This window comes from Streptomyces sp. SD31 (assembly GCF_052068475.1).
Taxonomy (GTDB): Bacteria; Actinomycetota; Actinomycetes; order Streptomycetales; family Streptomycetaceae; genus Streptomyces.
This window is the reverse complement of record NZ_JBQHCX010000016.1, coordinates 59,453-85,048: the sequence shown is the minus strand read 5'-3', so window position 1 is coordinate 85,048 and position 25,596 is coordinate 59,453. Positions and strand designations below refer to the sequence as shown.

The following is a 25,596-nucleotide window of genomic DNA, read 5'->3' as shown; positions in this document are numbered from 1 at the left end:
TCCACCGCCCCGTCCCCCCCGGCTAACCTCCTGCCATAACCCAAACCAGCAGGAGTACGAGAACCATGGCGAACGCACCGGTCCAGCGCATGTCCCAGTTGATGGCGAAGACGCTGCGCGACGACCCGGCGGACGCCGAGGTCCTCAGCCACAAGCTGCTCGTCCGCGCCGGCTACGTCCGCCGCACGGCGGCCGGCATCTGGTCGTGGCTGCCCCTCGGCAAGCGGGTCCTCGCCAACGTGGAGCGCATCGTCCGCGAGGAGATGGACGCGATCGGCGCCCAGGAGGTGCTGCTCCCCGCGCTGCTGCCGCGTGAGCCGTACGACGCGACCGGCCGCTGGGACGAGTACGGCCAGGAGCTGTTCCGCCTCAAGGACCGCAAGGGCGGCGACTACCTGCTCGGCCCGACCCACGAGGAGATCTTCACCCTGCTGGTGAAGGACCAGGCATCCTCCTACAAGGACCTGCCGGTCATCCTCTACCAGATCCAGCACAAGTACCGTGACGAGGCCCGTCCGCGCGCAGGCATCCTGCGCGGTCGTGAGTTCCTGATGAAGGACTCGTACTCCTTCGACACGGAGGACGAGGGCCTCGCCCAGTCCTACGCCCTGCACCGCGAGGCCTACCAGAAGATCTTCGCGCGCCTCGGCCTCGACTACCGCATCTGCGCCGCCACCGCCGGCGCGATGGGCGGCTCCAAGTCGGAGGAGTTCCTCGCCCCGGCCGGCGCCGGCGAGGACACCTTCGCGGACTGCCCGAACTGCGACTTCGCGGCCAACACCGAGGCGATCTCGTACGAGCTGAAGCAGGTCGACGCCGACGGCGTGGCCGCTCTCGAAGAGATCCCCACCCCGGACACCCCCACCATCGAAACCCTCGCCGCCCACCTCGGCGTCCCGGCCTCCGCCACCCTCAAGAACCTCCTCGTGAAGGTCGACGGCGAGATCGTCGCCGTCGGCGTCCCCGGCGACCGCGAGGTCGACATGGACAAGGTCGAGGCCCACTTCGCCCCGGCCGTCGTCGAGATGGTCACCGAGGCGGACTTCGCGGGCCGCCCGGACCTGGTCCGCGGCTACGTCGGCCCGCAGGGCCTGGGCGAGAAGGTCAAGTACATCGCCGACCCGCGCGTGGCCCCCGGCACCTCCTGGATCACCGGCGCCAACAAGGACGCCACGCACGCCAAGAACGTCGTCGCCGGCCGTGACTTCGAGGTCGGCGAGTACGTCGACGTGGTGGTCGTGCAGGAGGGCGACCCCTGCCCGAACTGCGGCACCGGCCTCAAGCTCGACCGCGCCATCGAGATCGGCCACATCTTCCAGCTGGGCCGCAAGTACGCCGACGCCCTCAAGCTCGACGTCCTCGGCCAGAACGGCAAGCCGGTCCGCGTGACCATGGGCTCCTACGGCGTCGGCGTCTCCCGCGCCGTCGCGGCCCTCGCCGAGCAGACCGCCGACGACAAGGGCCTGTGCTGGCCCGCTGAGGTCGCCCCGGCCGACGTCCACGTGGTCGCCGCCGGCAAGGCCCTTCAGACCGAACTCGCCCTCGACGTCTCCGAGAAGCTCTCCGCGGCCGGCCTGCGCGTCCTGTGCGACGACCGGGCGGGCGTCTCGCCGGGCGTGAAGTTCACCGACTCGGAGCTGATCGGCGTACCGCAGATCCTGGTGGCCGGGCGGCGCGCCGCCGAGGGTGTCGTCGAGCTCAAGGACCGTAGGACCGGGGAGCGCGAGGAACTCACGGTGGACGAGGCGATCGCCCGCCTGACGGCGTAGCCGCCCCGGGGCGCCTTGAAGGAACCCCTCAGAATCTTCTCCGGGGGCCTGGAGGCGCCGCACAGCTTTCCCTCAGGCCGTTCCCCGACCGTAGGACGTGACAGAGCGTCACTATGGAGGGGAACGGTCTTGCGTACCAGGGAAAGAGGCGCCGCAGCAGCGCGGGGTCGAGTAGCTCCAGCAGCTCCAGCAGCACGTCGAGCGGCGGCAGGGAATCGACGTCCTCGACCTCGTCGACCGACGACTCCTCGGCTTCCGACAACTCCTCGTCCTCATCGAGCAGTTCCTCGTCGAGCTCGTCGGGGGCGTCGTGATGAGCACAGCCCTGCGCACGACCGCCGCCGCCGACTGGCGGGCCCTCGGCACGAGCGTCCGACGCGGCGTGCAGCCGCTTCCGTACGGACTCGGAACTCGCCGCCCCCCCCGCCGACCGCTGCGGCCTCGCGGAAACCTCCCGAGTGCAGCGCTACCTGGCCCTCCCGTCGGCCGGCCAGTGCGGCCCTGCCTCAAGCGCGGAGCTGTATCAATATGCGGCATGGCCGCGTGGGCGCGACCAGCCCCCACTCACCCGCAGACAAGACACAACCCTCAAAGCCACCCGGCAAACTCCAGCAACAACTCGGCATCCTTGGGCCGCCCAACCCTGACCGCCCGCACCCCGGACTCCACGGCCCGAAACAGCGTCCACCCCCGAAGCCGCTCCTGATCCACCTCCAACGACTCCGCAAGCCGCTTCACCCGCCGCCGCGTAGTCGCCGCCCCCGAAGGCGAGGCAATCAGGTCCTCCACTCGATCCCGCACCAGCCGAGCCAGATCGAACGCGCACTCACCCACCACCGGATCCGGCCCCACCGCCAGCCACGGCATCCGCTCCCCGGCCAGCACCTTGCTCTGCCGAAACGTCCCATGCAGCAACCGCCGCTCAGGCGGTGCGGCCAACAACTCCTCGCGCGCGGCAAGCGCGGCGTCGACGAGCGCCGCCACCCCCGCATCCGCAGACGCAGTCGCCCGCATCGCCTCGGCCTGCCGCCCCGTCCGCCCGGCGACGGTCTCGAAGGGATGCTCACCAGGAGGCTCCACCCACAGCCGCCGCAGCGTCCCCGCCGCCTCCAACAGCGCCTTCGCCTCCGGCAACGACCGCACCGAAACATCCGGGTGAAGCCGCTCCAGCAACAGCACGCCCTCGACGGGGGGCTCGTCGAGCAGTTGTACGGCGCCCACGCCACCCCAGTGCGCCAGCGCGGCCCGCTCGCTCTCCGGGCGGGCCCGGGGCGGGGCCAGCTTCAGCACGGCGGGGGTGCCGTCCGGGCGGCGTACCAGCACCACCAGGCTGCTGCGGCCTCCCGGCATCTGCACCCGCTCAACGGTCAACTCGCGTAGCGCGACGGCCTGGTGGGCCGCCTCCGGCAGCTTCTCCAACCAGTCGTCACCGTCCGGTGCCGTCTCACCGAGCGCCCTGACCAGACGCTGCGGCGGTTCGAAAGCCATGCGCGAGTCGTTCCCTTCCCGTGTCCCGTGTCCCGTGTCCCGTGTCCCGTGTCCCGTTCCCGTACTCCCGTACGTGTCCGTCGGCCCGGCGTCAGGCGGTGGGCGCCGCCGACGCCGTGCCCGCCCGCTCGGCGAGCCCAGGGAAGGCTACGCTCTCGCCCCGCCAGCGCACCGCCCGCACCGCGGCCTCCCGCAGCGCCTCGGCGGCCGTACCCCGCAGCTCACCCTCGGCTGCCCGCACCAGGTCGGAGTACACCCCGGCCACCCGGTCCTCCAGTTCGGCGGCGAGCCGGACGGCCGCGGCCGAGTCCGGCACCGGGAACGGCAGCGCGTACGCGGCGCTCGCGGCGGCCGGCTCGGCGCCCAAGTCGCGCACCTCGCGCGCCAGCGCGTCCCGCCGCGCCCGGTGTGCGTCGTACGCCGCGCGCGTCTCAGCGCGCCGTCCCTCGCGGATCCGGCCGCCGACGACGCCGTATCCGTACACCGCCGCATGCTCGGCGGCGAGCGCCGCCTGGAGCGCCGTCAGCCGCTGCTTCTTCGCCTCGCTCACTTGGCCCCCTCCGTCAGCAGATACGCGTGTGCCGCCCCGGCCGCGGCCACCGAGGCCAGCAGCCGCGCCAGCTCGCCCGGCACGGCCAGCAGCGCCTTGGCCCGCCGGTCCGCGAGCGCCCGCTCGGTGGCGGCGAGGTCGGCGAGGGCCTCCTTCTCGTCGAGGGGCACGGCGGCCGACGGCGAACCGGAAGGTGACGGCGACGCGGAAGGTGACGGACTGTCCGAGGCCTTCCGGCCGCCTCCGAACGCCTCCACATGCCGTACGGCCTCCGCCCGCAACGGCCCCACCAGCTCCGTCAGCGCCGGATGGGCGGCGAGCACCGCGTCGTACCGCTCGACCAGCCCCTCGCTGTCCCGAGCCGCACGCGCGCGTGCCCGCTCGGCGACCGACGGGCTGCCGCTCGTGCCGCCGTCGGAGTCCTCGGCCCCGGCGGAGCAGCCAACCAGCAGGGCGGCCCCGGCGGCAGAGGCGAGCAGGGTTCTTCTGCGCGGCCCTGAGGGGGAGCGCGGCGGCGAGGGGTACGGCACGGCAGTCGTCCTCGGGGAACTCGTAACGGAGCAGCTGCGAAAGCGGCTCCGAAGGCAGCTACGGAATCAGTGGGCCGCAGGCCCGTGATCACCGTACCCGCGCAATCGGACGGCACCACTCATCGGCACCGTCCGCGCGCAGGTGGACGGCAACAGTCCTTGTGACCGGATACCCTTTGACCAGACACGCGACCATCCCACAACAGCACACGCGGCCGAGGAGTCACCCGGATGAGCACCACCCAGAGCGAGAGGCTGCGAGAACTGCTGGAACCGCTCGTCAGCTCCCAGGGCCTGGATCTCGAAGAGATCGCGGTGGACTCGGTCGGACGCAAGCGAGTGCTGCGCGTCGTCGTCGACTCCGACACCGGGGCGGACCTGGACCAGATCGCCGATGTGAGCCGTGCGCTCTCGGCGAAGCTCGACGAGACGGACGCGATGGGCGAGGGCGAGTACACCCTCGAGGTCGGCACCCCCGGCGCGGAGCGCCCCCTCACGGAACACCGGCACTACGTGCGTGCCGTCGACCGGCTGGTGAAGTTCCAACTGGCCGAGGGCGGCGAGCTGGTGGCCCGGATCCTGAAGGTCGACGACGATGGGGTCGATCTCGAAGTGCCCGGAGTGAAGGGCCGCAAGGCCACCTCCCGCAGACTCGGCTTCCCGGAGATCGACAAGGCGCGCGTGCAGGTCGAGTTCAGCCGCAAGGACAGCAAAGACAGCAAGGACGAGAAGGAAGAGGAGGCGTAGCCGTGGACATCGACATGAGTGCCCTGCGGGGCTTGGTTCGGGAGAAGGAGATCTCCTTCCCCCTGCTGGTCGAGGCGATCGAGTCGGCCCTCCTCATCGCCTACCACCGCACCGAGGGAAGCCGCCGCCACGCGCGCGTGGAGCTGAACCGGGAGACCGGCCATGTGACCGTGTGGGCGAAGGAGGATCCCGAGGATCTGGAGGAGGGCCAGGAGGCCCGCGAGTTCGACGACACCCCGTCCGGCTTCGGCCGTATCGCCGCCACCACCGCCAAGCAGGTCATCCTGCAGCGGCTGCGCGACGCCGAGGACGACGCGACGCTCGGCGAGTACGCGGGGCGTGAGGGCGACATCGTCACCGGCGTGGTCCAGCAGGGCCGCGACCCGAAGAACGTGCTCGTCGACATCGGCAAGCTGGAGGCCATCCTGCCGGTGCAGGAGCAGGTCCCGGGCGAGACGTACCCGCACGGGATGCGGCTTCGGTCGTACGTCGTACGAGTGGCGAAGGGCGTCCGCGGTCCCTCCGTGACCCTCTCGCGCACGCACCCCAATCTGGTGAAGAAGCTCTTCGCCCTGGAGGTGCCGGAGATCGCCGACGGCTCCGTCGAGATCGCCGCCATCGCCCGCGAGGCCGGTCACCGCACGAAGATCGCCGTACGGTCCACCCGCAGCGGCCTGAACGCCAAGGGCGCCTGTATCGGCCCCATGGGCGGACGTGTGCGCAATGTCATGGGCGAGCTGAACGGCGAGAAGATCGATATCGTCGACTGGTCGGACGACCCGGCCGAGATGGTGGCGAACGCGCTGTCGCCGGCCCGGGTCTCCAAGGTGGAGGTCGTGGACATGGCGGCCCGCTCGGCGCGCGTGACCGTGCCCGACTACCAGCTGTCGCTGGCGATCGGCAAGGAAGGGCAGAACGCCCGACTCGCGGCCCGGCTCACCGGCTGGCGGATCGACATCCGTCCGGACACCGAGCAGGCCGGGGAATAGATCCCGGCCGCAGGTCGCTTAGATCACGTCAGGTTACTGCGCGACAACTGTTCGGATCCTGCCCCGAAGGGGTGAGGTCGGTGCGGGGAGGTAGACTTAAGAGTGTCTGGCCGGACACGCGTCCGCGCATGCCCTGAACGCACCTGTGTGGGGTGCCGGGAGCGAGCGGCCAAGGCTGATCTGCTGCGCATCGTGGCGATCAAGGACGAGTGCGTCCCTGATCCTCGCGGTACGCTGCCCGGCCGGGGTGCGTATGTACACCCCGCACTGGTCTGTCTCGACCAGGCGGTACGCCGCCGGGCGTTCACGCGGGCGTTGCGCGCCCCGGGAGCGCTCGACACAAAGGCGTTGCGCCAGTACGTCGAGCAGACAAGAGTTGCTGAGCAGGCAACACCGTAAGAAGCGTCGTGCGGAACCCCCGTGCGGCCCAGGTACCCCGCGAGTTGGAAGTAGGTCGAGATTGCGATGAGCACTCGATGAGCACGCGATGAGTACGCCCATGAAGTAGCGACGGTCCGGCCGCAACCCGGACCTAAAAGGAGCGAAGTGGCTAAGGTCCGGGTATACGAACTCGCCAAGGAGTTCGGTGTGGAGAGCAAGGTCGTCATGGCCAAGCTCCAGGAACTCGGTGAATTCGTCCGTTCGGCGTCTTCGACCATCGAAGCGCCCGTTGTCCGCAAACTGACGGACGCCCTCCAGCAGGGCAGTGGAGGCGGCAAGCCCGCCCCCGCCCGCAAGGCTGCCCCGGCGAAGCCGGCAGCCCCCTCTCCGGCGCAGGCTGCCCGTCCGGCCGCCCCGCGCCCGCCGGCCCCCAAGCCGGCTGCCGAGAAGCCCGCGGCTCCCGCCGCACCGGCCTCTCCCGGCCCCCGTCCCACTCCGGGCCCGAAGCCCGCGCCGCGGCCTGCCCCGGCGTCCCCGGCTCCGACCACGCCCGAGTTCACGGCACCCCCGTCGGCTCCCGCCGCGCCGGCCGCCTCTCAGGGCCAGGGCTCCGGCCCGCGTCCGGGCGCCCCGCGTCCGGCCGGCCAGGCCCCGCGTCCCGGCGCTCCGCGTCCGGGTGGTCCCGGGCAGGGTGGCCAGGGCCGCGGTGACCGCGGTGACCGTCCCGGCGCTCCGCGTCAGGGTGGCGGCGCCCCGCGTCCCGGTGCCCGTCCGGCCGGTCCCCGTCCGGGCAACAACCCGTTCACCTCTGGTGGCTCCACCGGCATGGCGCGCCCGCAGGCGCCCCGTCCGGGCGGTGCCCCGCGTCCCGGCGGCCCGGGTGGCGCCGGTGCTCCCGGCGGCGCTCCGCGTCCGCAGGGCCAGGGCGGTCCCCGTCCCCAGGGCGCGGCGGGCGGTCCCCGTCCGCAGGCTCCGGGCGGCGCGCGTCCGACCCCGGGCGGTATGCCCCGTCCGCAGGGCGGCGGTCCTCGTCCCGGCGGCGGCCCCGGCGGCCCGCGTCCCAACCCCGGCATGATGCCGCAGCGTCCTGCTGCCGGCCCGCGTCCCGGCGGCGGTGGCCCCGGTGGCCGCGGTCCCGGTGGCGGCGGTCGCCCCGGTGGCGGTGGCGGCGGTCGTCCGGGTGGCGGCGGCTTCGCCGGTCGTCCCGGTGGCGGTGGCGGCGGCGGCTTCGCCGGTCGTCCCGGTGGTCCCGGTGGCGGTGGCGGCGGTTTCGCCGGCCGTCCTGGTGGTCCCGGCGGTGGCGGCGGTGGCCGTCCCGGCTTCGGTGGTCGTCCCGGTGGTCCCGGTGGCCGTGGTGGCACGCAGGGCGCCTTCGGTCGTCCCGGCGGTCCCGCGCGTCGCGGTCGCAAGTCGAAGCGGCAGAGGCGCCAGGAGTACGAGGCCATGCAGGCCCCGTCGGTCGGCGGCGTGATGCTGCCTCGCGGCAACGGCGAGGCCATTCGCCTGTCGCGCGGTGCGTCGCTCACCGACTTCGCGGAGAAGATCAACGCCAACCCGGCGTCGCTCGTCGCGGTCATGATGAACCTCGGCGAGATGGTCACGGCCACGCAGTCCGTCTCCGACGAGACGCTGCAGCTCCTCGCCGACGAGATGAACTACACGGTTCAGATCGTCAGCCCCGAGGAGGAGGACCGCGAGCTGCTCGAGTCCTTCGACATCGAGTTCGGCGAGGACGAGGGCGACGAGGAGGACCTGGTGGTCCGTCCGCCGGTCGTCACCGTCATGGGTCACGTCGACCACGGTAAGACCCGACTGCTCGACGCCATCCGCAAGACGAACGTCATCGCGGGCGAGGCCGGCGGCATCACCCAGCACATCGGTGCCTACCAGGTCGCGACCGAGGTCAACGACGAAGAGCGCAAGATCACCTTCATCGACACCCCGGGTCACGAGGCGTTCACCGCCATGCGTGCCCGTGGTGCGAAGTCGACCGACATCGCGATCCTGGTCGTCGCGGCCAACGACGGCGTCATGCCGCAGACGGTCGAGGCGCTCAACCACGCCAAGGCGGCCGAGGTCCCGATCGTCGTCGCGGTCAACAAGATCGACGTCGAGGGTGCCGACCCGACCAAGGTGCGCGGTCAGCTCACCGAGTACGGGCTGGTGGCCGAGGAGTACGGCGGCGACACCATGTTCGTCGACATCTCCGCCAAGCAGGGTCTGCACATCGACTCCCTGCTGGAGGCCGTGATCCTCACGGCCGACGCCTCGCTCGACCTGCGGGCCAACCCGAACCAGGACGCGCAGGGCATCTCGATCGAGTCCCGCCTCGACCGCGGCCGCGGTGCCGTGTCGACGGTCCTCGTCCAGCGAGGCACCCTGCGGGTCGGCGACACCATGGTGGTCGGCGACGCGTACGGCCGAGTCCGGGCGATGCACGACGACAACGGCAACCTCGTCACCGAGGCCGGTCCGTCGACGCCGGTGCAGGTCCTGGGTCTCACCAACGTCCCGGGTGCGGGCGACAACTTCCTCGTGGTCGAGGAGGACCGTACGGCCCGCCAGATCGCGGAGAAGCGTGCCGCTCGCGAGCGCAACGCGGCCTTCGCGAAGCGCACGCGCCGCGTGTCGCTGGAGGACCTGGACAAGGTGCTCAAGGCCGGCGAGGTCCAGCAGCTGAACCTGATCATCAAGGGTGACGCTTCCGGTTCCGTCGAGGCCCTCGAGTCCTCGCTGCTCCAGCTGGACGTCGGCGAAGAGGTCGACATCCGCGTCCTGCACCGCGGTGTCGGTGCGGTCACGGAGTCCGACATCGACCTGGCCATGGGCTCCGACGCCATCGTCATCGGCTTCAACGTCCGGGCAGCCGGCCGTGCGCAGCAGATGGCGGAGCGCGAGGGCGTGGACGTCCGGTACTACTCGGTCATCTACCAGGCGATCGAGGAGATCGAGGCGGCCCTCAAGGGCATGCTCAAGCCGGAGTACGAAGAGGTCGAGCTCGGTACGGCGGAGATCCGCGAGGTCTTCAAGTCGTCCAAGCTGGGCAACATCGCGGGTGTTCTCATCCGCTCCGGCGAGGTCAAGCGCAACACCAAGGCGCGTCTGGTCCGCGACGGCAAGGTCATCGCGGAGAACCTCAACATCGAGGGTCTGCGTCGCTTCAAGGACGACGTCACCGAGATCCGCGAAGGGTTCGAGGGCGGTATCAACCTCGGCAACTTCAACGACATCAAGGTCGACGACGTCATCGCGACGTACGAGATGCGGGAGAAGCCGCGGGCGTAAAGCCGACGGTTCGTGCTGGCCGGCGGGACTTCGGTCCTGTCGGCCAGCGCGCCGTTTGCGGAGAGTGTCCGACCGGCACGGGGACGCCGGGCCGCATGGTCTGCGGAGCGTAATATCCGTCGATCCGCCCGGCCCCTTCGTTGTACGGTTTCTGATGTCCCTGGCCACACGGCCGGCAGGACCATCGATCCCGTACCGGCGGGTGAACCGGCTACACATGTACGTGGGGACGCTGTCCTTCGACCTCCTCCTCGGCGACGTACGGTCGCTGAAGGAGAAGCGCTCCGTCGTCCGCCCGATCGTCGCCGAGCTCCAGCGCAAGTACGCGGTGAGCGCGGCCGAGGTGGACCACATGGACCTCTACCGGCGGGCCGAGATCGGCATCGCCATGGTGTCCGGCGACGCCGGTCATCTCACCGACGTACTGGACCGGTGCGAACGGCTGGTCGCCGGGCGTCCCGAAGTGGAACTGCTGTCGGTACGGCGGCGCTTCCACGGTGAGCACGACGACTGACGACCAACAGCCAAGAACGTAGAAGAAGAAAGAACGGGAGACGGACCAGTGGCCGACAACGCGCGGGCGAAAAAGCTGGCGGACCTCATCCGAGAGGTGGTGGCCCAGAAGCTGCAGCGCGGGATCAAGGACCCGCGGCTCGGCTCGCACGTCACCATCACGGACACCCGCGTCACGGGTGATCTGCGGGAGGCGACCGTCTTCTACACGGTGTACGGGGACGACGAGGAGCGCAAGGCCGCGGCCGCCGGACTGGAGAGCGCCAAGGGCGTGCTCCGCTCGGCCGTCGGGGCGGCCGCGGGCGTGAAGTTCACGCCGACCCTCACCTTCGTCGCCGACGCCCTGCCGGACACCGCGCGCACCATCGAGGACCTCCTCGACAAGGCGCGCCAGTCCGACGAGAAGGTGCGCGAGGTGTCCGCGGGCGCGAAGTACGCCGGTGAGGCGGACCCGTACCGCAAGCCGGGCTCCGAGGACGAGACGGACGGCGACACCGCGGAATGACGCAGAAGCACACCACGCCCGACGGCCTTGTCATCGTCGACAAGCCGTCGGGCTTCACTTCGCACGACGTGGTCGCCAAGATGCGCGGCATCGCGCGCACCCGCCGCGTCGGGCACGCCGGCACCCTCGACCCCATGGCGACGGGCGTCCTCGTCCTCGGCGTCGAGAAGGCGACCAAGCTCCTCGGTCATCTGGCCCTGACCGAGAAGGAGTACCTCGGCACCATCCGCCTGGGCCAGACCACGGTCACCGACGACGCCGAGGGCGAGATCACGGGGTCGGCCGACGCCTCGAAGGTCACCCGCGAGGCCATCGACGCCGGCATCGCCAAGCTGACCGGCGACATCATGCAGATCCCGTCCAAGGTCAGCGCCATCAAGATCGACGGCGTGCGCTCCTACAAGCGGGCCCGGGACGGCGAGGACTTCGAGATCCCGGCGCGGCCGGTCACCGTCTCGTCGTTCTCCGTGTACGACGTCCGGGACGCCGTCGCTGACGACGGCACCGCCGTTCTCGACCTGGTCGTGTCGGTGGTCTGTTCCTCCGGCACGTACATCCGTGCCCTCGCCCGTGACCTCGGCGCCGGCCTCGGCGTCGGCGGCCACCTCACAGCGCTGCGCCGCACCCGGGTCGGCCCCTACAAGCTGGATGCCGCCAAGACCCTGGACCAGCTCCAGCAGGAGCTGACCGTGATGCCGATCGCCGAGGCCGCGGCGGCCGCCTTCCCGCGCTGGGACGTGGACACCAGGCGCGCCCGGCTGCTCACGAACGGCGTCCGCCTCGACATGCCCGACGAGTACGCGGGCAGCGGCCCCGTCGCCGTCTTCGACCCCGAGGGCCGCTTCCTGGCGCTCGTGGAGCAGCACAAGGGCAAGGCGAAGAGCCTCGCCATCTTCGGCTGAGGGGCCGACAGAGGAGGCCGGCCGAGGCGCCCGGCCTCCTTCGGATGTCCGCCCGTGGAGCGGCGGTCACGGGGTGGTCCTCTGCCCGCCGCTCCACGGTCCCCCTCGGTTCCCCCACCCCTAGGGTGTATCCAGCGACCCCCGTCTGTTCACCCGTCCGTGCGGGCGCTCGGAGTGAACCGAGGGAGCGGAAGGGGGCGCGTTCGCCGCGCGAGCTGTCCCGCTGATCACATCGCACCTACCGTCGAAAAAACAGGGCGCGGGCGTATGGGCGTGTGGACGTACGGCGGGGAGGTTCGACGATGGCGGGACGGGGCCCGCGGGCGGGCGGCGACCGCCGGATGCCGGGGACGCCGGGGATGGCTGACGGGGCGGGGGTGACGGGGGAGGCGTGGGGCGCCGAGGGCCCGGATCCATCGGACCCGTGGGATGCGGCGGACGGCATCGGCTCCCGCGTCCGCGAAACGGCCCTGGTGCGCATCCACGACCCGGCCGGTCGGCCCCGCGGCCTCGGCTTCGTCGCCGACCACCACGGCACGGTCGTCACCAGCCACGAGGCCGTCGACGGCCTGTCCCGTCTGGTCCTGCACGCCGCCGAGGGCGACCGCAGCTGTGTGGTGCCCGAGAGCGCGGTGACCCCGTTGCCCGCCCTCGGCCTGGCGCTCGTACGCACCGAAGGGCTGGGCGTGGACCCGCTGCCGGTGACCGTGCGGGACCGGGTCGAGACCGGGGCGTACGTACGGATCGCGGCCGGCGGCTGGCGGGAGGCGAGGGTGCTGGGCGCCACGTCCGTGACCTACCCGGCGAAAGACCGCTGCCATCTCCTCGACGACGCCTTGGAGTTGGCGATCGGCACCGCCGGCCGGGACGCGCTGCGGCTGGGCGGAGGGGCGGCCGGAGGCCCCGTGGTCGACGCCGGGACCGGCGCGGTGGTGGGCGTTCTCGGCACGGCACTGAGGTCCGGTCACCGCGACGCCGGGTTCGCCGTGCCGCTGCCGCCTCCCGGCACGGCCGACGGGCCGCTGGCCGAGTTGCTTGCCGAGAACGCGGCGACGGTGCCGGCGTACGGCGCCGACCTGAATCTGGCGGGCGTACTGGAACTGACGGCCACCTCGGTCGGCCAGGGCGGTCCGGCGGGGGTTCCGGCAGGCTGCGCCGGCACCGTGGAGGCCGGGGGAGTGGCGGCGGTGGCCCCCGTCGAACGGACCTCGGTGGTACGGGAGTTCAAGGCCTTCACCGAGAGTGGGGCAGCGGTGCTGGGCCTGGTCGGGCCTCCGGGCAGCGGACGTACGACCGAACTCGCGGCCCTGGCCGCCCGCCGCCACTGCGGCCCGGAACCGTGCCCCACCCTGTGGCTGCGCGGCGCAGACCTGAAGGACGACGACACCTCGGTGGCCGACGCCGCGGGTCGGGCTCTGACCCGAGCGGCCCGCATCGTGGCGGCGTCGACCTCGTCCGGCCCCGCCGCCCTGGGCGACACGACCCCCGAGCGCCTGGCCCGTCTCGCCCACAGCACCGGCCGCCCCCTCCTGCTCCTGCTGGACGGCCCGGAGGAAATGCCCCCCGTCCTGGCCCACCGCCTCACGGAGTGGACCGAGGGCACGGAGGAGTGGCTGCGGGTGACGGGGGCGCGGCTGGTGGTGGCGTGCAGGGCGGAGTACTGGGAAAGGGCGGGCGCCGAGTTCCCGGAGGAAGTGCTGTACGGCTCCGCCGATCGGGCGGTGCACGGCACGTCCGGGCGGTTTCCGCCCTGTGTACGGCTCGACGACCTCACCCCCGACGAGGCCCGGCACGCCCGCGCCCGCTACGGCATCCCGGAGAGCGCCCTCGCCTGCCCCGACGCCCGCCACCCCCTCACCCTCCGCCTCCTCTCCGAGGTCCGCGCCGCCCTCCCCGACACCCCCCATCCCCGGCTCGACCGCGACGACGTCCTCTCCGCCCACCTCGACCTCATGTGCCTGCGCATCGCCGTCCGCCTCGCCGCCGAGAACGGCCTGCGCGGCACCGCCGTACGCCGCCTCGCCGCCAAGGTCTCCGGCCAGGTGCACGAGGCCGCCCGCCGCAGCCTCGGCCCCGGCCAGGGGGAGCTGGACCGCACGTCCTTCGAGGCCGTGTTCCCCCGGGGCACCGCCCCCGCGAGGCTCGGCGGCGGTACCGGCTGGGCGTCCGCCGTGCTCGCCGAGGGCCTCCTCGTCCCCGCCGGCAACGGCTACCGCTTCGCCCACGAGGAACTCGCCGACTGGATCCAGGGCCTGCACCTCGACCTCGACGAGGCCCTGCACGCCCTGGTGCACCGCCGCCGCAGCGACCCCGACGCCGCCCACCCCGTGCCCGTGCCGCACCACCGCATCGGTCCCGTCGTCCAGGCCCTCCTGCTGCTGGCGCGTCACCAGGGCGTCCACCGACTCGCCCTCCGCCTGGAGGAGTTGACGCATGCGCTGGACGCCGACCGGCACTCCTGGTGGGCCGCCCGGCTCCTCGCCGAGACCCTGCTGCGCGTCCCCGACGCGACGCCGTACCAGGACGTACTGCGCCTCCTCACCGACCGGATCGTGGCCTGGAGCCGACACCACGGCAGCGTGCCCCCCGAGCTCGGCCCCGACTTCTGGACCGCGCTGCCGGTCCCGGACGGCGAGCGCCTCGACCTGCTCCGCCGACTCGTCCTCGCCGACGGCCCGCCGACCGACGCCGCAGCGCCCCGGCAGCCCCGCTACCTCGACGCCGTGGCCCAGCTCCTCGCCGCCGACCCCACCGCCGTACAGCCCCACCTCACCCGCTGGTTCGACGACGACCGCCCGCTCCCCGCCACCCCCCACGCGACCGTCGGCCGCGCCGCCCAGGCCCTGCTGTACGCACACCGCGACGGCGCGCCGGACGACCTCACGGAGACGCTGGTCGACAGCGCGCACCGCCGGGCCGACGAGCTGCTCGCCGTGCTGGCCGAAGAAGAACCGTCCGTCATGTGCCGCGCCGTCGACCGCTGGGCACACGACGAGCGGCCCGCCCGACGCGTCGCCGCGGTGGCGTACGGGCCGCGCGCCGCGCCCCATGCCCGCACCGAGGCCGACCGCGGGCTCCTGCGTTCCGCGGCCCTCGCCCTGCTCGACCGCCCCACCGACGGCACCCTGCACGGCGGCGCGCTCGCCATGCTCGTCCGGGATCCCCGCACCCGTGCCCGTCATCTCCCGCAGGCGGTACGGCACTTCGCGGCCGGCGACCCGCAGCTGCCGCCCAGCGCCCTGGTCACCGCCCTGACCACGCACCCCGAGTCGGTCCTCGACGCCTTCCGCGCACGCCTGCACCGATCGGACGCCGCGGAGGCGCTGCGCACCCTCGCCGATGTCGCCCCGCCCGGCCTCGCCGGCCGGATCGCCGCCCTCGTGGGGGAGGCGGTGGAGCGGCACCCCGAGACTGCCGAGGACATGGCCGCGTATGTCGGCCGGCGCCTCGACCAGGGCCCCATCGCCCGCGCCGTACTCCTCCCGCTGGTCACCGGCCTGCTGGCCGACGGCCCGGAAGAGGTGCGGGCCGCCCTCGCCGCCGTCCTCGCCGCTCCCGGCACCCCCGCCTCGCGTGCCCTGCGCCGCGAGCTCCTGGACTTCCTGCTGGACCGCGAGCGCAGCCCCGCCGTGCTGGACGCCTTCCTGCACGCCTCCGTCCGGCAGAGCGGCGAGCAGGGTGACGGCCACCTCCGCGACCTGGTCCACCACACGGGCGTGCTCCTCGTCCGCACCCCGGACGGCGCGGCCCGCTTCGACCGCGGACTGGTCGATCTCGGCCGCCACGTCCCCGGCTTCGCCGCGCGCATCGCCGGCTGGCTGAACGACACCCCGCAGGAATGGGCGACGGTGGTGGGGCCGAGCACCCGCCGGATGATCGAGAGCCTGGCCGGCGTACGAGTTCCCGCATGAGCAGCTGACCAGCGCGTCCCTACGTGCGCCCGGTCACAGCCCCATGCCGATGCGGGCCCGAGGCGCCCGGCATGGCACCCTTAGACCTGCGTAAGAGCGTCTGAGGCACAGACGGACACGGGTTCGACGAGTTTGCGACAAGGAGCAGGCACAGTGCAGCGCTGGCGTGGCTTGGAGGACATCCCCGAGGACTGGGGACGCAGCGTCGTCACCATCGGCTCCTACGACGGGGTCCACCGCGGGCACCAGCTGATCATCCGGCATGCCGTGGACCGCGCCCGTGAACTGGGCGTTCCGGCCGTCGTCGTCACCTTCGACCCGCACCCCAGCGAGGTCGTCCGCCCCGGCAGCCACCCGCCCCTGCTGGCCCCGCACCACCGCCGCGCCGACCTCATGGCCGAGCTGGGCGTGGACGCGGTCCTGATCCTCCCCTTCACGACCGAGTTCTCGAAGCTGTCGCCGGCCGACTTCGTCGTCAAGGTCCTGGTCGACAAGCTGCACGCCAAGGCGGTCGTCGAGGGCCCCAACTTCCGCTTCGGCCACCGTGCGGCGGGCAACGTGGACTTCCTCACCGAACAGGGCAAGATCTACGACTTCGAGGTCGAGGTCGTCGACCTGTACGTGACCGGTGAGGCGGGCGGCGGCGAGCCCTTCTCCTCGACCCTGACCCGGCGCCTGGTCGCCGAGGGCGATGTCACCGGCGCCGCCGAGATCCTGGGCCACCCGCACCGCGTGGAGGGCGTGGTCGTACGGGGCGCTCAGCGGGGGCGAGAGCTCGGTTTCCCGACCGCCAACGTCGAGACGCTGCCGCACACCGCCATTCCCGCCGACGGCGTCTACGCCGGCTGGCTGCACGCCCAGGGCGAGGTGATGCCGGCCGCGATCTCCGTCGGCACGAACCCGCAGTTCGACGGGACCGAGCGCACGGTGGAGGCGTACGCGATCGATCGCGTGGGCCTGGACCTGTACGGCCTGCATGTCGCCGTCGACTTCCTCTCCTTCGTCCGCGGCCAGGCGAAGTTCGACTCGCTGGAAGCCTTGCTGGAGCAGATGGCCGAGGACGTGCAGCGCTGCCGGGAGCTCATCGCCGCCGCGGGCTGAACGGCACGACGACAGAGGGCCGGCACCGTGAAGGTGCCGGCCCTCTGTTTTCCAGCTCTTTTCCAGCCGTCCGCTACTGCTGCGTCCAGCCGGGCGGTACGACGCCCTGCTGCTGGTTCTGCTGACCCTGCTGCGGATCCTGCGGCGGCGGCGCCTGCTGCTGCCAGCCCTGGCCCGGCGCGGGCTGCTGCGGGGCCTGCCCCCAGCCCTGCCCCGGCTGCGGGGCGCCGCCGGGCTGGGCGTAGGGCTGCTGGGGCTGCTGCTGCGGGTACTCCTGCTGGGGCGGGTACCCCTGCTGGGGCTGCTGCTGGTACTGCATGTTCGGGTTGCCGAAGCCCTGCTGCGTCCGCGCGATGTCCTCGGCGATGAGGGCGGCGAGGTCGAAGTAGGCCTCGCGGGTCTTGGGGCGCATCATGTCGAGGTCCACCTCGGCACCGGCCGCGAGGTGCTCGTCGAACGGGATCACGACGACACCGCGGCAACGCGTCTCGAAGTGCGCGACGATGTCCTCCACCTTGATCATCTTGCCCGTCTCGCGGACACCGGAGATCACGGTGACCGACCGCTGGACGAGGTCGGCGAAGCCGTTCGCCGACAGCCAGTCGAGCGTGGTCGAGGCGCTGCTCGCGCCGTCCACCGACGGGGTGGAGATGATGATCAACTGGTGGGCGAGGTCCAGCACTCCGCGCATCGCGCTGTAGAGCAGACCGGTACCCGAGTCCGTGAGGATGATCGGGTACTGCCGGCCCAGCACGTCGAGCGCGCTGCGGTAGTCCTCGTCGTTGAAGGTGGTGGAGACCGCCGGGTCCACGTCGTTGGCGATGATCTCGAGACCGGAGGGCGCCTGCGAGGTGAAGCGGCGGATGTCCATGTAGCTGTGCAGCTGCGGGATCGCCTGCACCAGGTCACGGATGGTCGCGCCGGTCTCACGCCGGACCCGTCGGCCGAGGGTGCCGGCGTCCGGGTTGGCGTCGATCGCCAGGATCTTGTCCTGACGCTCGGTGGCGAGGGTGGCGCCGAGCGCCATGGTGGTGGTGGTCTTGCCGACGCCGCCCTTGAGGCTGATCACCGCGATCCGGTAGCAGGACATCACCGGCGTACGGATCAGACCGAGCTTCCGCTCCCGCTCCGCCGCCTCCTTCTTGGCGCCGAGCTTGAACCGGGACGGGGCCTGGTTGTTCTTGCGGGCCTTGGGCTGGTTGCGCAGCAGCCGGTCGGAGGAGAGCTCCACGGCGGCGTTGTAGCCGAGCGGCGTTCCGGGCGCGGCTTGCTGCTGCTGGGGCGCGCCGGGGCCGGCCTGGGGGCCGGGCGGGGCGCTCCAGCCCTGGTTGCCCTGGGCGCCCGGGTTGCCGTAGGCGGCGGGCGGCACAGCGGGGTTCTGCTGCGGCGCGGGCTGCTGCGGCGCCTGCTGCTGAGGGGCCTGCTGCTGGGGCTGGGCCGGGGGCTGCTGTTGAGGGGCGGGCTGCTGCGGCTGTGCGGGCTGCGGGTAGCCGTAACCGGCCTGCTGGGGCGGGTAGCCGTAGCCGGGCTGTGCGGGGTGCTGCGGCTGCTGGGGGTAGCCGTATCCGTCCGCCTGCGGTTGTCCGGCCTGGGGGTGCCCCGGCTGGGGGTGTCCGGGCTGCGGCTGTGCGGCCTGCGGTGCCTGCTGGGGGTAGCCGTATCCGGCGGCCTGCGGCTGTCCGGGATGCGGCTGTCCGGGCTGAGGCGCCTGCCGCGGGTCGGCCGCGGGCTGTCCGGCCTGCGGCGCCGGGTAGCCGGCCTGCTGGGCGGGGCCGAACGTGCCCTGCGGCGGGGTCTGGTGAGCCGGAGGTGCGGGGTGCTGCTGGGCGGGGGGCTGGGGGTAGCCGTAGCCGCCCGCGTGTGCGGCGGCGGCGTGTGCGGCGGCGGCCTGTGCGGCGGCTGCCTGTGCGGCGGCTGCCTGGGCAGCGGCTGCCGCGGCCTGCTGGTCCGGGTGCCCTGCCTGCTGCGGCATGCCCTGGCCGGGGTGCGCCGGTGCGAAGCCCTGGGGCAGCGGGGGAAGCGGCTGCCCGGTCTGGGGCGGCGTGGGGACCTGCCCGGTGGGCTGTGCCTGCGGCTGCTGTCCCTGAGCCGTCGCCGAGTCCGCGGGGGCGGCGGGGGCCGGCGCGGTCGGTGCCTGCGCCTGCGGCTCCGGCTCTGCTTCCGCCGTCGCCGCGGTGGCCTCGGAATCGGCCTGCGCGGCGGAGTCCGCGTCGGCCTGGGCGGCCGCCGGCTCGTCGCCCTCGGCACCGGGTACGGAACCGGTGGAGTCAGCCGACTCCCCCTCGTCGCTCTGTGCTTCCGGCTCCGCGTCGTCGTCGCCACCGCCGAAGAGCAGCGCCGCCTCGGCGTCCGCAGCGGCGTGGTTCAGCTCGGGCTCCGGCTCCGCCACCGGCTGTGCGGGGGCGGGCTGTGCGGGCGCGGGCGCTGCCGGGACGCCGGCCGCCGGGGTGGCGGTCGGGGACGGGCCGGCCTGGGCGTCCGTGTCTACCGGACGCAGCACGGGGAAGCCGGGTGCGGCGGGTGGCTGGGCAGGGGTGTGCTGCTGGGGTGCAGCGGGCTGCTGGGCAGGCGCGCCCTGCTGCGGGGCGGCGAAACCACCCGAGGTGTCCTGCTGGGGTACGCCGAAGCCGCCGGACGTGTCCTGGGCCGGCTGCGATGCACCGGTTCCGGTCTGCTGGGGGTAGCCGTACCCGCCGGACGTGTCCTGGGCCGGCTGCGGTGCACCGGTTCCGGTCTGCTGGGGATAGCCGTACGCACCGGCCGCGGGGGCGCCCGGCGTGGACTGCTGCTGCGGAAAACCGTAGCCACCCGTGGCGGGGCCCTGCTGGTGCGGGCTGGGCGTGCCCTGAGCCGGAGTGGGTTGTGCGGGCTGGGCCGACTGCGGGGCCTGGGCGGGCTGCTGAGGCGCACCCTGGGCCGGCGGCTGGGCCGGTCCGGGCGCGGGTGGTGCGGGAACGCCGGGCGGCCCGGTGGGCGACCCGACGGGCGATCCCGTCGGCGGTGGGGGCGACGGCTGCCCGCCGTCCTGCTGTCCACCGGCCGAGGAACCACTTTGCGTACTTTGGGCGTACCAGGCGGGAGGTGTGTAGACGATTTCGAACTCGCCGGTGAGATCCACCTCGTGATCGTCCCCGTCCGAGGAAGGGCTCCCGCCGTTGTACTCGGACCGATCCCTGTTCACTGCTTGCCTCCTGGTCAGCCACTGCTGCTGAGCTGGTCGTCGTCGCGGCCGGGCGGACCGAGTGGCTAGTCCCACGCGACTGCGATCGTCACCGCACCACCAGAAGCCTAATCACTCGCATGGCGGGACGGAAAAGCCCCCACGGGCGCGGACGCCATAGCCGCGGTCGTGTGGACGTGAGTGCCGCATGGGCGTGGACGCAAAGCCCCGCGGGCGAGGCCTCGTTCGCGCCCCGCCCCAAGACGACGACGTGTCAGTCCATACGACGGGCCACGCCGAGCAGGCCCGTCTCCGCATCGGTGGGTTCGGTCATGACGAACTTCTGATGCTTGCGAGTGCACCACAGGGCGACGCCGTCGTGAAGGGTCGGCAGGTGCTGGAGTTGTTCCTCCGGGATCCCGAGCGTGTCCCGTACGGCCTCGGTCTCGTAGGGCGAGATGCGCTGGATTCCGACCAGATGGGCCTGAGCCAGCCAGCGCGGCGCATGCTCACTGACGAACGGCAGCACCGTCACCACGGCCTGCCACGGCACGGACGTCACCCGCCCACGCGGCGGGCGGATGCCACAGTCCCGGAACAACACCACCGGACTGGACACCGACGGTCCCTGCGCCGGAACCCGGCCCACCGGATAGACCGTCACGCACTGCTGACCGCCGCCGGCCGCCTGGGCCAACTGCTGCCACGCCTGCGGACGTCCGGTCTCGACGCCCACGCGCGCACCCGTCGCGGCGGCGCGCAACGCCAGCACCTGGGCGAGCCACAGGCCACCCACGAGCACGACGTCGAAGGCGGTCGGACGGGACAGACCCAGCACGGCCGGCTGCTGTTCCGGGTCGGTGCCGATGATCACGCCGTCGTCACCGATCGGCATGCTGATCGCCGCGAGCTCGTCGGCGGTGACGACATGGCGGTTGCGGCGTGGCCCGCGCAGCCCGAACCCCGGGCTGACGATGCGGCGTTGCTGCTGCGGTGCCTCAGGCTGCCGGCCGATGATGGGGATCATGCCGGTGTCGGTGGGCGAGGCCACGTGTGCCGGAGTGCGCCCGGGGGCCCGGCCCTGCTGCCCCGGGGGCATGGTCGAGGCGGGGTGGGACATCAGTACGTACCTCCGAGCGGCAGAGTGGCGAGAGCACCGGGGACCTGCTCCCGGTCGAGACGGACCAGACCGACCTTCGCGGCACTCGCGGCCCGCTCCAACTCCCGCCCCACCTGGCCGACTTCACTGTCACCGCGAGCGGTGACGCGGACGTGCCCGGTGAGGGCGACACCCCGGTTGCCGGCCTTGCTCAGCGTCATGCTGAACGTCGTGGCGAGCACCGGCAACGAGGTGAACCGCGTGACCAGTTCGGGCAGCGCCACACCGCCGCTGCCCAACTGCGGCCAGCGGGAGACCCAGTACGTCGTGTGGTACCGGTCGTCGACCCGCCAGGTCCGCACCGACTCGACCGTACGGCGCTGGGGAGTCCGCCCGTCCTGGGCGTGCTGGGCGTTGGCGCGCGGGTTCAGGCAGCTGGACGTCGCGAGCGCCTGCACCAGCTCGGTCTCGTCCAGGATGGTCGCCTTGAAGCCGGCCCCGGCCAGTCGGCTCGCCAGCTGGTCCGCCACCCGCAGCAGGGCGCGCTGCGCGCCGGGAACGCCGTCCCCGCGCGCCTGGACCGCCTCCGGGCACAGCTCCGGGTCGAGCTTGAGAGCGACCCAGGTGAGCCGGAGCGCGGGCGAACCGGACTGCGCCTGGAGGGGGCCGTACGACCGCGCGGCCAGCGACTGCTGCGGCAGATGCGGCGCCGGCGCCGGCTGCGTGTGCTGCACGACCTGTACGGAGGCGAGTCGGATCCCGTCGACCTCGAGGGCGTCCTGGATCAGCCGCAGCGGCAGCTGCCGCTCGCCGGCGCCGGGACGCAACGGCTGGTCTCCCGGCTGCACGAACAGGACGGCGGTCAGGAAGGACCCGTCGCCGATCAGGCCGATCGAGCGGTCGTCACGGGAGACGAAGGAGTACGTCCGCAGGGCGGGGTCGCATTCCACGACCGCTGCCAGCATCGCGTCGGTCCCGGGCGGCACGGCCTGCTTGGCGTCGCGTCGGCGCTGCCTCAGCGCGCGGGTCGTCTCGTACCACTCGGGCAACGGACGGCGACCCCGGCGCAGAACCGCCAGGAGCAGCAGCAACGCCGCCACGACACCGGCCGGTACGAGCAGCCAGGACGCGTCGGCGGCCCAGGCGGCCAGCATGACCGCCGCCGCGAGCTCCACCAGGATGAGCTGCTGCAGCCGCACCGGGCCCAGACCGCCGGGGCGCGGCAGCGTGCGCGGCGACGCGGCGGCGGGGGCGGCCGGGGCAGTCGACGAACGTCTGCCGCCCGGACCTCCCTGTTGCTGCTGTGCGCGGCGTCCGCGCCGAGTGCTCGTAGCGCTGGTCATCCCCCGGGACATCCCTTTCGCGAAGTTAGTGGCCGTTGTCGGGCGGACCCTCTGTCCGAGTGGTCTCCGAGAGGTCTCGGGGATCCCGGCGACGGGCCAGGGGCACCGATGGCCCACAACATCCATGCGGGTGGCTCACGGTACCCGCTGCGGAACACCGCGCGACACGGGGGACACCCAAAACCCAGGCGGTCAGCCTGTCATGGACCGGCCCCGCGTGGTGGAGCGCTGACGTGAAGCTCTGTGAAGATGCGGGGTCGGCCACACACCTGATGGATCGTCGCCCCGTGGCGCAGGGCATAGTAGGTGCCTGCGCGGCCGAATCGGCCTGTCGAGCGCGGTCGAAGCATCGCGATCAGGCCCGAAACACCACGACCGTGATCGAAGTATCACGACCGTGATCGAGCAGTACAGGCGCGGCAGACGCGGCCGGAACGTCGCAACACCATCGAGCATCACAAACGGGAGAAACGGGGACCATGGCAAAGCGTCGGGATGAGCTCGCCGCCTACACGTTCGCTCGCAAGCGCACCGTCGCGGCGTTCCTGGCGCCGTCACCGGGCGGCTCCGAGGAAGGCGCCCCGCGTCCCATTCGTACGGTGATGCCCAGTCTCGGAGTGGGCCTGGTGCTGGTGCTCGGCTTCATCGCCTGGGGCGTGATCAAGCCCACGGCGCCCAAGGGCTGGGACACACCGGGCGAGTACATCATCGTCGACAGCGACTCCACGACGCGGTACGTGGTCCTCGACCCGGACCCGAAGGACAGCAAGGTGGAGAAGGTCCTCCACCCGGTCCTCAACTACGCCTCCGCGAAGCTGCTGCTCGACAAGGGCAAGGGCACCGTTCTCGAGGTCCCCGGCAAGGAGATCGACAAGAGCGGCATCCGGCACGGCGCGACGATCGGCATCCCCTACGCCCCCGACCGGCTGCCCGGCAAGGAGGACGCGGAGACGCCGAAGACCTGGGCGGTGTGCGAGCGTCCGACCCCTGGATCGGAGACCGGCGCCATCGACCGTGCCGTCTTCGTCCTCGACGCCGACGACGCCAAGTCGCTGAACAACGCGGGGAAAGTCCGCCCCAGCCAGGCTCTCTACGTCGTCGAGCGGCAGACCGGACGGCAGTTCCTGGTCGACAGCAAGGGCAACCTCTTCTTGCTGGGCGACACGGCGGGTCTCGACAAGGCCACCATGGAGCTGCTGCGCGCCGCCGTCGTCGGCCGGGACGCCGAGCCGCAGCCGGTGAGCGCCGAGTGGTTGCGCACCCTCAACAAGGGCAGCGTCATCACCTTCCCGACGGTCCCGAACGTCGGCGAGGCGACCTCGGTCCAGGGGCTCCCCGCCGACGCGAGCACGGTGGGCAGGGTGCTCAAGGCGCAGGACGCGCAGGGCGAGAAGTACTACGTCGTCCTCAAGAACGAGGTTGCCGCCATCACGCCCTTTGTCGCGGCCCTGCTCAAGGCGTCGCCCGCCGCCGAGGAGGCGTACGGCCAGGACGTGATCGACGACATCAAGGTCGCCCCCCAGGACATCATCACGGCCAACAACGGCCCGGCGAACCGCTTCTACCAGAACAAGGGCTGGCCCCAGACCGTTCCGCAGCAGGCCAACCCCGCGACCACGCCGAACGGCGAGGCCCGTAACACCTCGTGCAGCGTCTACGACGGCACCATCGGCGAGGGCAACAAGCCGCAGCTCGCCGCCTGGGCCGGGACGGCGTACCCGAAGAGGGTCATCGCCGACTCGCTCAGCGCCTACGTCTCGTCCGGCTCGGGCCTGCTCTTCACGGAGGTCACCGGCGCGGCAGCGGGTGGCGGTGGGCAGTACCTGCTGACGGACACGGGCCTGCGGTACTCGCTGCCGAAGAGCAACGACAGCGCGGCGAAGGCGGAGGAGAGCGGCAGCGACTCGTCCTCGGACGCCTCGGGCTCTTCGAACGGTGACGCGAGCGAGACGGACAAGGCGCGCACACGGCTGGGTTACGAGGACGTCTCCCAGCCCGCGATCGTGCCGCAGACGTGGGCGACATTCATCCCGAAGGGACCCATGCTGGACACCGGAAGCGCGGCGCAGGAACAGAGCCAGTGACCTGACCAACAGGCTTGCGGGCAGGCGCACTTGACAGTAAGACGGTGCACGGGTCACAAGATGATCGCTCAAGTGTGTGAGCCGTGTAACTGATTGGGCTTGCCTGTGGTCTGGTGACAGGCTGACGATAGAGTGTTTGCAGCGCTCAACGGTGCGAAGCTTCTCCGGGCACCAGTGCAGGTTTCCCGGATCAACGACGACATGGGGGAAGGTTCATCATGGCCGGCCAGTTCCGGGTAACAGAGGACGAACTCACCAAGCTCTCCGGTGACATCAGCACCGTCAACGGCCAGCTCCAGGGCGAGATCCGCCGTCTCAACGGAGTGATCGACCAGATCGCCGGCGGCTGGAAGGGCCAGGCGGCCCAGTCCTACCGCCAGCTCCAGGACCGCTGGAACGCGGACGCGAAGAGGATGAGCGACATCCTCAACGACATCAAGGAAGCCGTGGACTCCACGCGGAGCAACTACTCGGCGTCGGAAGAGCAGCAGAACTCCGAGATCAGCAAGATCATGTCGGACTTCGGCTGATCGAGCCGTTTGGTCCGATCGAGCCGTCCGGGCCGACAAGGCCCTTCGGACTGATCGAGCCATTCAGTCGGAAGTTCCCCACTTCCTCCCGATTTCCACAGACTTCCTTCGATTCTTCCTGAAAGGGAACGACGATGTCGATCCTCGTCAATTACGCAACCATCACCAACGCGTCCACGGACGTGAAGTCCACGGCCGGCCGCATCAAGCAGCAGCTCGACGACCTCGAGGCCGCGGTCAAGCGCGTCGCCCAGTCCTGGGAAGGCGAGGCGCAGGAGGGTTACCAGCGCAAGCAGCGCGAGTGGGACCAGACCGCCGCTGACCTGCACTCCACCCTGCTGAAGATCTCCACCGCGCTGCAGAGCGCGGCCGAGAACTACCAGGCCACTGAGAAGAGCAACGCCAACACCTGGGCCTGAGCCCGTCGGCGGCCCGCGGGGCATGAGATGAAGAGAATCGGCCCAGCTGACGCCACGGCGTTGGCTGGGCCGAGCTCTGCTTCGGGGTCGTGCACGACTTCGGTAGGGCCGCACGCAGCAAATCCCGCAAATCTTCACACGTATCGCTTTCTCCGATACGTGCGCTACATCAGCCACATCCATCACATACACATGACCCAGCTTCGAGAGAAGCAAGGAAGCCCTGGGGGCCTGAACATGGGGGGCCTGAGCGTGAAGGGCCGGACAGCCCGCTCGCGTAGCCGTAACAG

General features: G+C 71.9%; 20 protein-coding genes. 13 read left to right on the top strand and 7 right to left on the bottom strand.

Annotated elements, in window-relative coordinates; genetic code table 11:
* Positions 1 to 65: 65 nt before the first annotated feature.
* Positions 66 to 1,769, top strand: a complete 1,704-nt coding sequence (locus ACTMVF_RS30570) for a proline--tRNA ligase (RefSeq protein ID WP_441274336.1) — start codon at positions 66 to 68, stop codon at positions 1,767 to 1,769.
* A gap of 28 nt (positions 1,770 to 1,797) precedes the next feature.
* Here ACTMVF_RS30570 and ACTMVF_RS30565 read toward each other — a convergent pair whose 3' ends face one another.
* The 4 genes from ACTMVF_RS30565 to ACTMVF_RS30550 all read right to left on the bottom strand — a co-directional run bounded on the left by ACTMVF_RS30565 (position 1,798) and on the right by ACTMVF_RS30550 (position 4,337).
* Positions 1,798 to 2,031, bottom strand: a complete 234-nt coding sequence (locus tag ACTMVF_RS30565; RefSeq protein ID WP_441274335.1) for a hypothetical protein — start codon at positions 2,029 to 2,031, stop codon at positions 1,798 to 1,800.
* Between the two features lie 326 nt (positions 2,032 to 2,357).
* On the bottom strand, positions 2,358 to 3,257 hold the full coding sequence (locus ACTMVF_RS30560; protein ID WP_441274334.1) for an aminoglycoside phosphotransferase family protein: 900 nt from the start codon (positions 3,255 to 3,257) through the stop codon (positions 2,358 to 2,360).
* A gap of 91 nt (positions 3,258 to 3,348) precedes the next feature.
* The gene (locus tag ACTMVF_RS30555) at positions 3,349 to 3,807 is read right to left on the bottom strand and encodes a ferritin-like domain-containing protein (RefSeq protein WP_441274333.1); all 459 of its coding nucleotides are present in this window, start codon (positions 3,805 to 3,807) and stop codon (positions 3,349 to 3,351) included.
* Positions 3,804 to 4,337: a hypothetical protein gene (locus ACTMVF_RS30550; protein ID WP_441274332.1), complete on the bottom strand. Its 534-nt coding sequence runs from the start codon at positions 4,335 to 4,337 to the stop codon at positions 3,804 to 3,806. Before ACTMVF_RS30550 ends, ACTMVF_RS30555 begins: the two co-directional genes overlap by 4 nt.
* Positions 4,338 to 4,568: 231 nt before the next feature.
* On the opposite strand from ACTMVF_RS30550, the gene rimP reads away from it, so the two are divergent.
* The 9 genes from rimP (at position 4,569) to ACTMVF_RS30505 (ending at position 16,671) form a co-directional block, all read left to right on the top strand.
* Positions 4,569 to 5,084 (top strand): ribosome maturation factor RimP, encoded by a 516-nt coding sequence (gene rimP / locus ACTMVF_RS30545; protein WP_441274331.1) that lies wholly within the window; start codon positions 4,569 to 4,571, stop codon positions 5,082 to 5,084.
* Between the two features lie 2 nt (positions 5,085 to 5,086).
* Complete coding sequence (gene nusA / locus ACTMVF_RS30540) at positions 5,087 to 6,073, top strand: transcription termination factor NusA (protein ID WP_030054478.1); 987 nt, start codon at positions 5,087 to 5,089, stop codon at positions 6,071 to 6,073.
* Positions 6,074 to 6,175: 102 nt separating this feature from the next.
* Complete coding sequence (locus tag ACTMVF_RS30535; protein ID WP_441274330.1) at positions 6,176 to 6,472, top strand: YlxR family protein; 297 nt, start codon at positions 6,176 to 6,178, stop codon at positions 6,470 to 6,472.
* Positions 6,473 to 6,619: 147 nt separating this feature from the next.
* Complete coding sequence (infB, locus tag ACTMVF_RS30530; protein ID WP_441274329.1) at positions 6,620 to 9,739, top strand: translation initiation factor IF-2; 3,120 nt, start codon at positions 6,620 to 6,622, stop codon at positions 9,737 to 9,739.
* 217 nt (positions 9,740 to 9,956) lie between these two features.
* Positions 9,957 to 10,253, top strand: coding sequence for a DUF503 domain-containing protein (locus tag ACTMVF_RS30525; RefSeq protein ID WP_302003545.1), 297 nt, complete (start codon positions 9,957 to 9,959; stop codon positions 10,251 to 10,253).
* Between the two features lie 48 nt (positions 10,254 to 10,301).
* Entirely contained in the window at positions 10,302 to 10,757 is a 456-nt protein-coding gene (gene rbfA, locus ACTMVF_RS30520; protein ID WP_403341877.1) for a 30S ribosome-binding factor RbfA, read from the top strand.
* Positions 10,754 to 11,659, top strand: a complete 906-nt coding sequence (truB, locus tag ACTMVF_RS30515) for a tRNA pseudouridine(55) synthase TruB (RefSeq protein WP_441274328.1) — start codon at positions 10,754 to 10,756, stop codon at positions 11,657 to 11,659. Before rbfA ends, truB begins: the two co-directional genes overlap by 4 nt.
* Before the next feature lie 302 nt (positions 11,660 to 11,961).
* Positions 11,962 to 15,570 carry a serine protease gene (locus tag ACTMVF_RS30510; protein ID WP_441274327.1) on the top strand — a complete coding sequence of 1,203 codons (3,609 nt, stop codon included), beginning with the start codon at positions 11,962 to 11,964 and terminating at the stop codon, positions 15,568 to 15,570.
* Positions 15,571 to 15,723: 153 nt separating this feature from the next.
* Positions 15,724 to 16,671 (top strand): bifunctional riboflavin kinase/FAD synthetase, encoded by a 948-nt coding sequence (locus tag ACTMVF_RS30505; protein ID WP_441274326.1) that lies wholly within the window; start codon positions 15,724 to 15,726, stop codon positions 16,669 to 16,671.
* A gap of 73 nt (positions 16,672 to 16,744) precedes the next feature.
* On the opposite strand, the gene ACTMVF_RS30500 is transcribed toward ACTMVF_RS30505, so the two are convergent.
* The 3 genes from ACTMVF_RS30500 to eccE all read right to left on the bottom strand — a co-directional run bounded on the left by ACTMVF_RS30500 (position 16,745) and on the right by eccE (position 22,273).
* On the bottom strand, positions 16,745 to 19,852 hold the full coding sequence (locus tag ACTMVF_RS30500) for an SCO5717 family growth-regulating ATPase (protein WP_441274325.1): 3,108 nt from the start codon (positions 19,850 to 19,852) through the stop codon (positions 16,745 to 16,747).
* Between the two features lie 253 nt (positions 19,853 to 20,105).
* Complete coding sequence (locus ACTMVF_RS30495; RefSeq protein WP_441274324.1) at positions 20,106 to 20,951, bottom strand: hypothetical protein; 846 nt, start codon at positions 20,949 to 20,951, stop codon at positions 20,106 to 20,108.
* A complete protein-coding gene (gene eccE / locus ACTMVF_RS30490; protein ID WP_441274323.1) occupies positions 20,951 to 22,273 on the bottom strand; it encodes a type VII secretion protein EccE in 1,323 nt (440 codons plus the stop codon). Before eccE ends, ACTMVF_RS30495 begins: the two co-directional genes overlap by 1 nt.
* A 479-nt stretch (positions 22,274 to 22,752) precedes the next feature.
* On the opposite strand from eccE, the gene eccB reads away from it, so the two are divergent.
* The 3 genes from eccB (at position 22,753) to ACTMVF_RS30475 (ending at position 25,306) form a co-directional block, all read left to right on the top strand.
* On the top strand, positions 22,753 to 24,357 hold the full coding sequence (gene eccB / locus ACTMVF_RS30485; protein WP_441274322.1) for a type VII secretion protein EccB: 1,605 nt from the start codon (positions 22,753 to 22,755) through the stop codon (positions 24,355 to 24,357).
* A 218-nt stretch (positions 24,358 to 24,575) separates the two neighbouring features.
* On the top strand, positions 24,576 to 24,887 hold the full coding sequence (locus ACTMVF_RS30480) for a WXG100 family type VII secretion target (protein WP_019754507.1): 312 nt from the start codon (positions 24,576 to 24,578) through the stop codon (positions 24,885 to 24,887).
* 134 nt (positions 24,888 to 25,021) lie between these two features.
* Positions 25,022 to 25,306 (top strand): WXG100 family type VII secretion target, encoded by a 285-nt coding sequence (locus ACTMVF_RS30475; protein ID WP_403341898.1) that lies wholly within the window; start codon positions 25,022 to 25,024, stop codon positions 25,304 to 25,306.
* Positions 25,307 to 25,596: the final 290 nt, after the last annotated feature.

Bases quoted from the DNA above. Each gene is read 5' to 3' on its own strand.
- ACTMVF_RS30570 (WP_441274336.1), top strand. From the start codon at position 66: ATGGCGAACGCACCGGTCCAGCGCATGTCCCAGTTGATGGCGAAGACG.
- ACTMVF_RS30560 (WP_441274334.1), bottom strand. From the start codon at position 3,257: ATGGCTTTCGAACCGCCGCAGCGTCTGGTCAGGGCGCTCGGTGAGACG.
- rimP (WP_441274331.1), top strand. From the start codon at position 4,569: ATGAGCACCACCCAGAGCGAGAGGCTGCGAGAACTGCTGGAACCGCTC.
- ACTMVF_RS30525 (WP_302003545.1), top strand. From the start codon at position 9,957: ATGTACGTGGGGACGCTGTCCTTCGACCTCCTCCTCGGCGACGTACGG.
- truB (WP_441274328.1), top strand. From the start codon at position 10,754: ATGACGCAGAAGCACACCACGCCCGACGGCCTTGTCATCGTCGACAAG.
- ACTMVF_RS30510 (WP_441274327.1), top strand. From the start codon at position 11,962: ATGGCGGGACGGGGCCCGCGGGCGGGCGGCGACCGCCGGATGCCGGGG.
- ACTMVF_RS30495 (WP_441274324.1), bottom strand. From the start codon at position 20,951: ATGTCCCACCCCGCCTCGACCATGCCCCCGGGGCAGCAGGGCCGGGCC.
- eccE (WP_441274323.1), bottom strand. From the start codon at position 22,273: ATGACCAGCGCTACGAGCACTCGGCGCGGACGCCGCGCACAGCAGCAA.
- eccB (WP_441274322.1), top strand. From the start codon at position 22,753: ATGGCAAAGCGTCGGGATGAGCTCGCCGCCTACACGTTCGCTCGCAAG.
- ACTMVF_RS30480 (WP_019754507.1), top strand. From the start codon at position 24,576: ATGGCCGGCCAGTTCCGGGTAACAGAGGACGAACTCACCAAGCTCTCC.
- ACTMVF_RS30475 (WP_403341898.1), top strand. From the start codon at position 25,022: ATGTCGATCCTCGTCAATTACGCAACCATCACCAACGCGTCCACGGAC.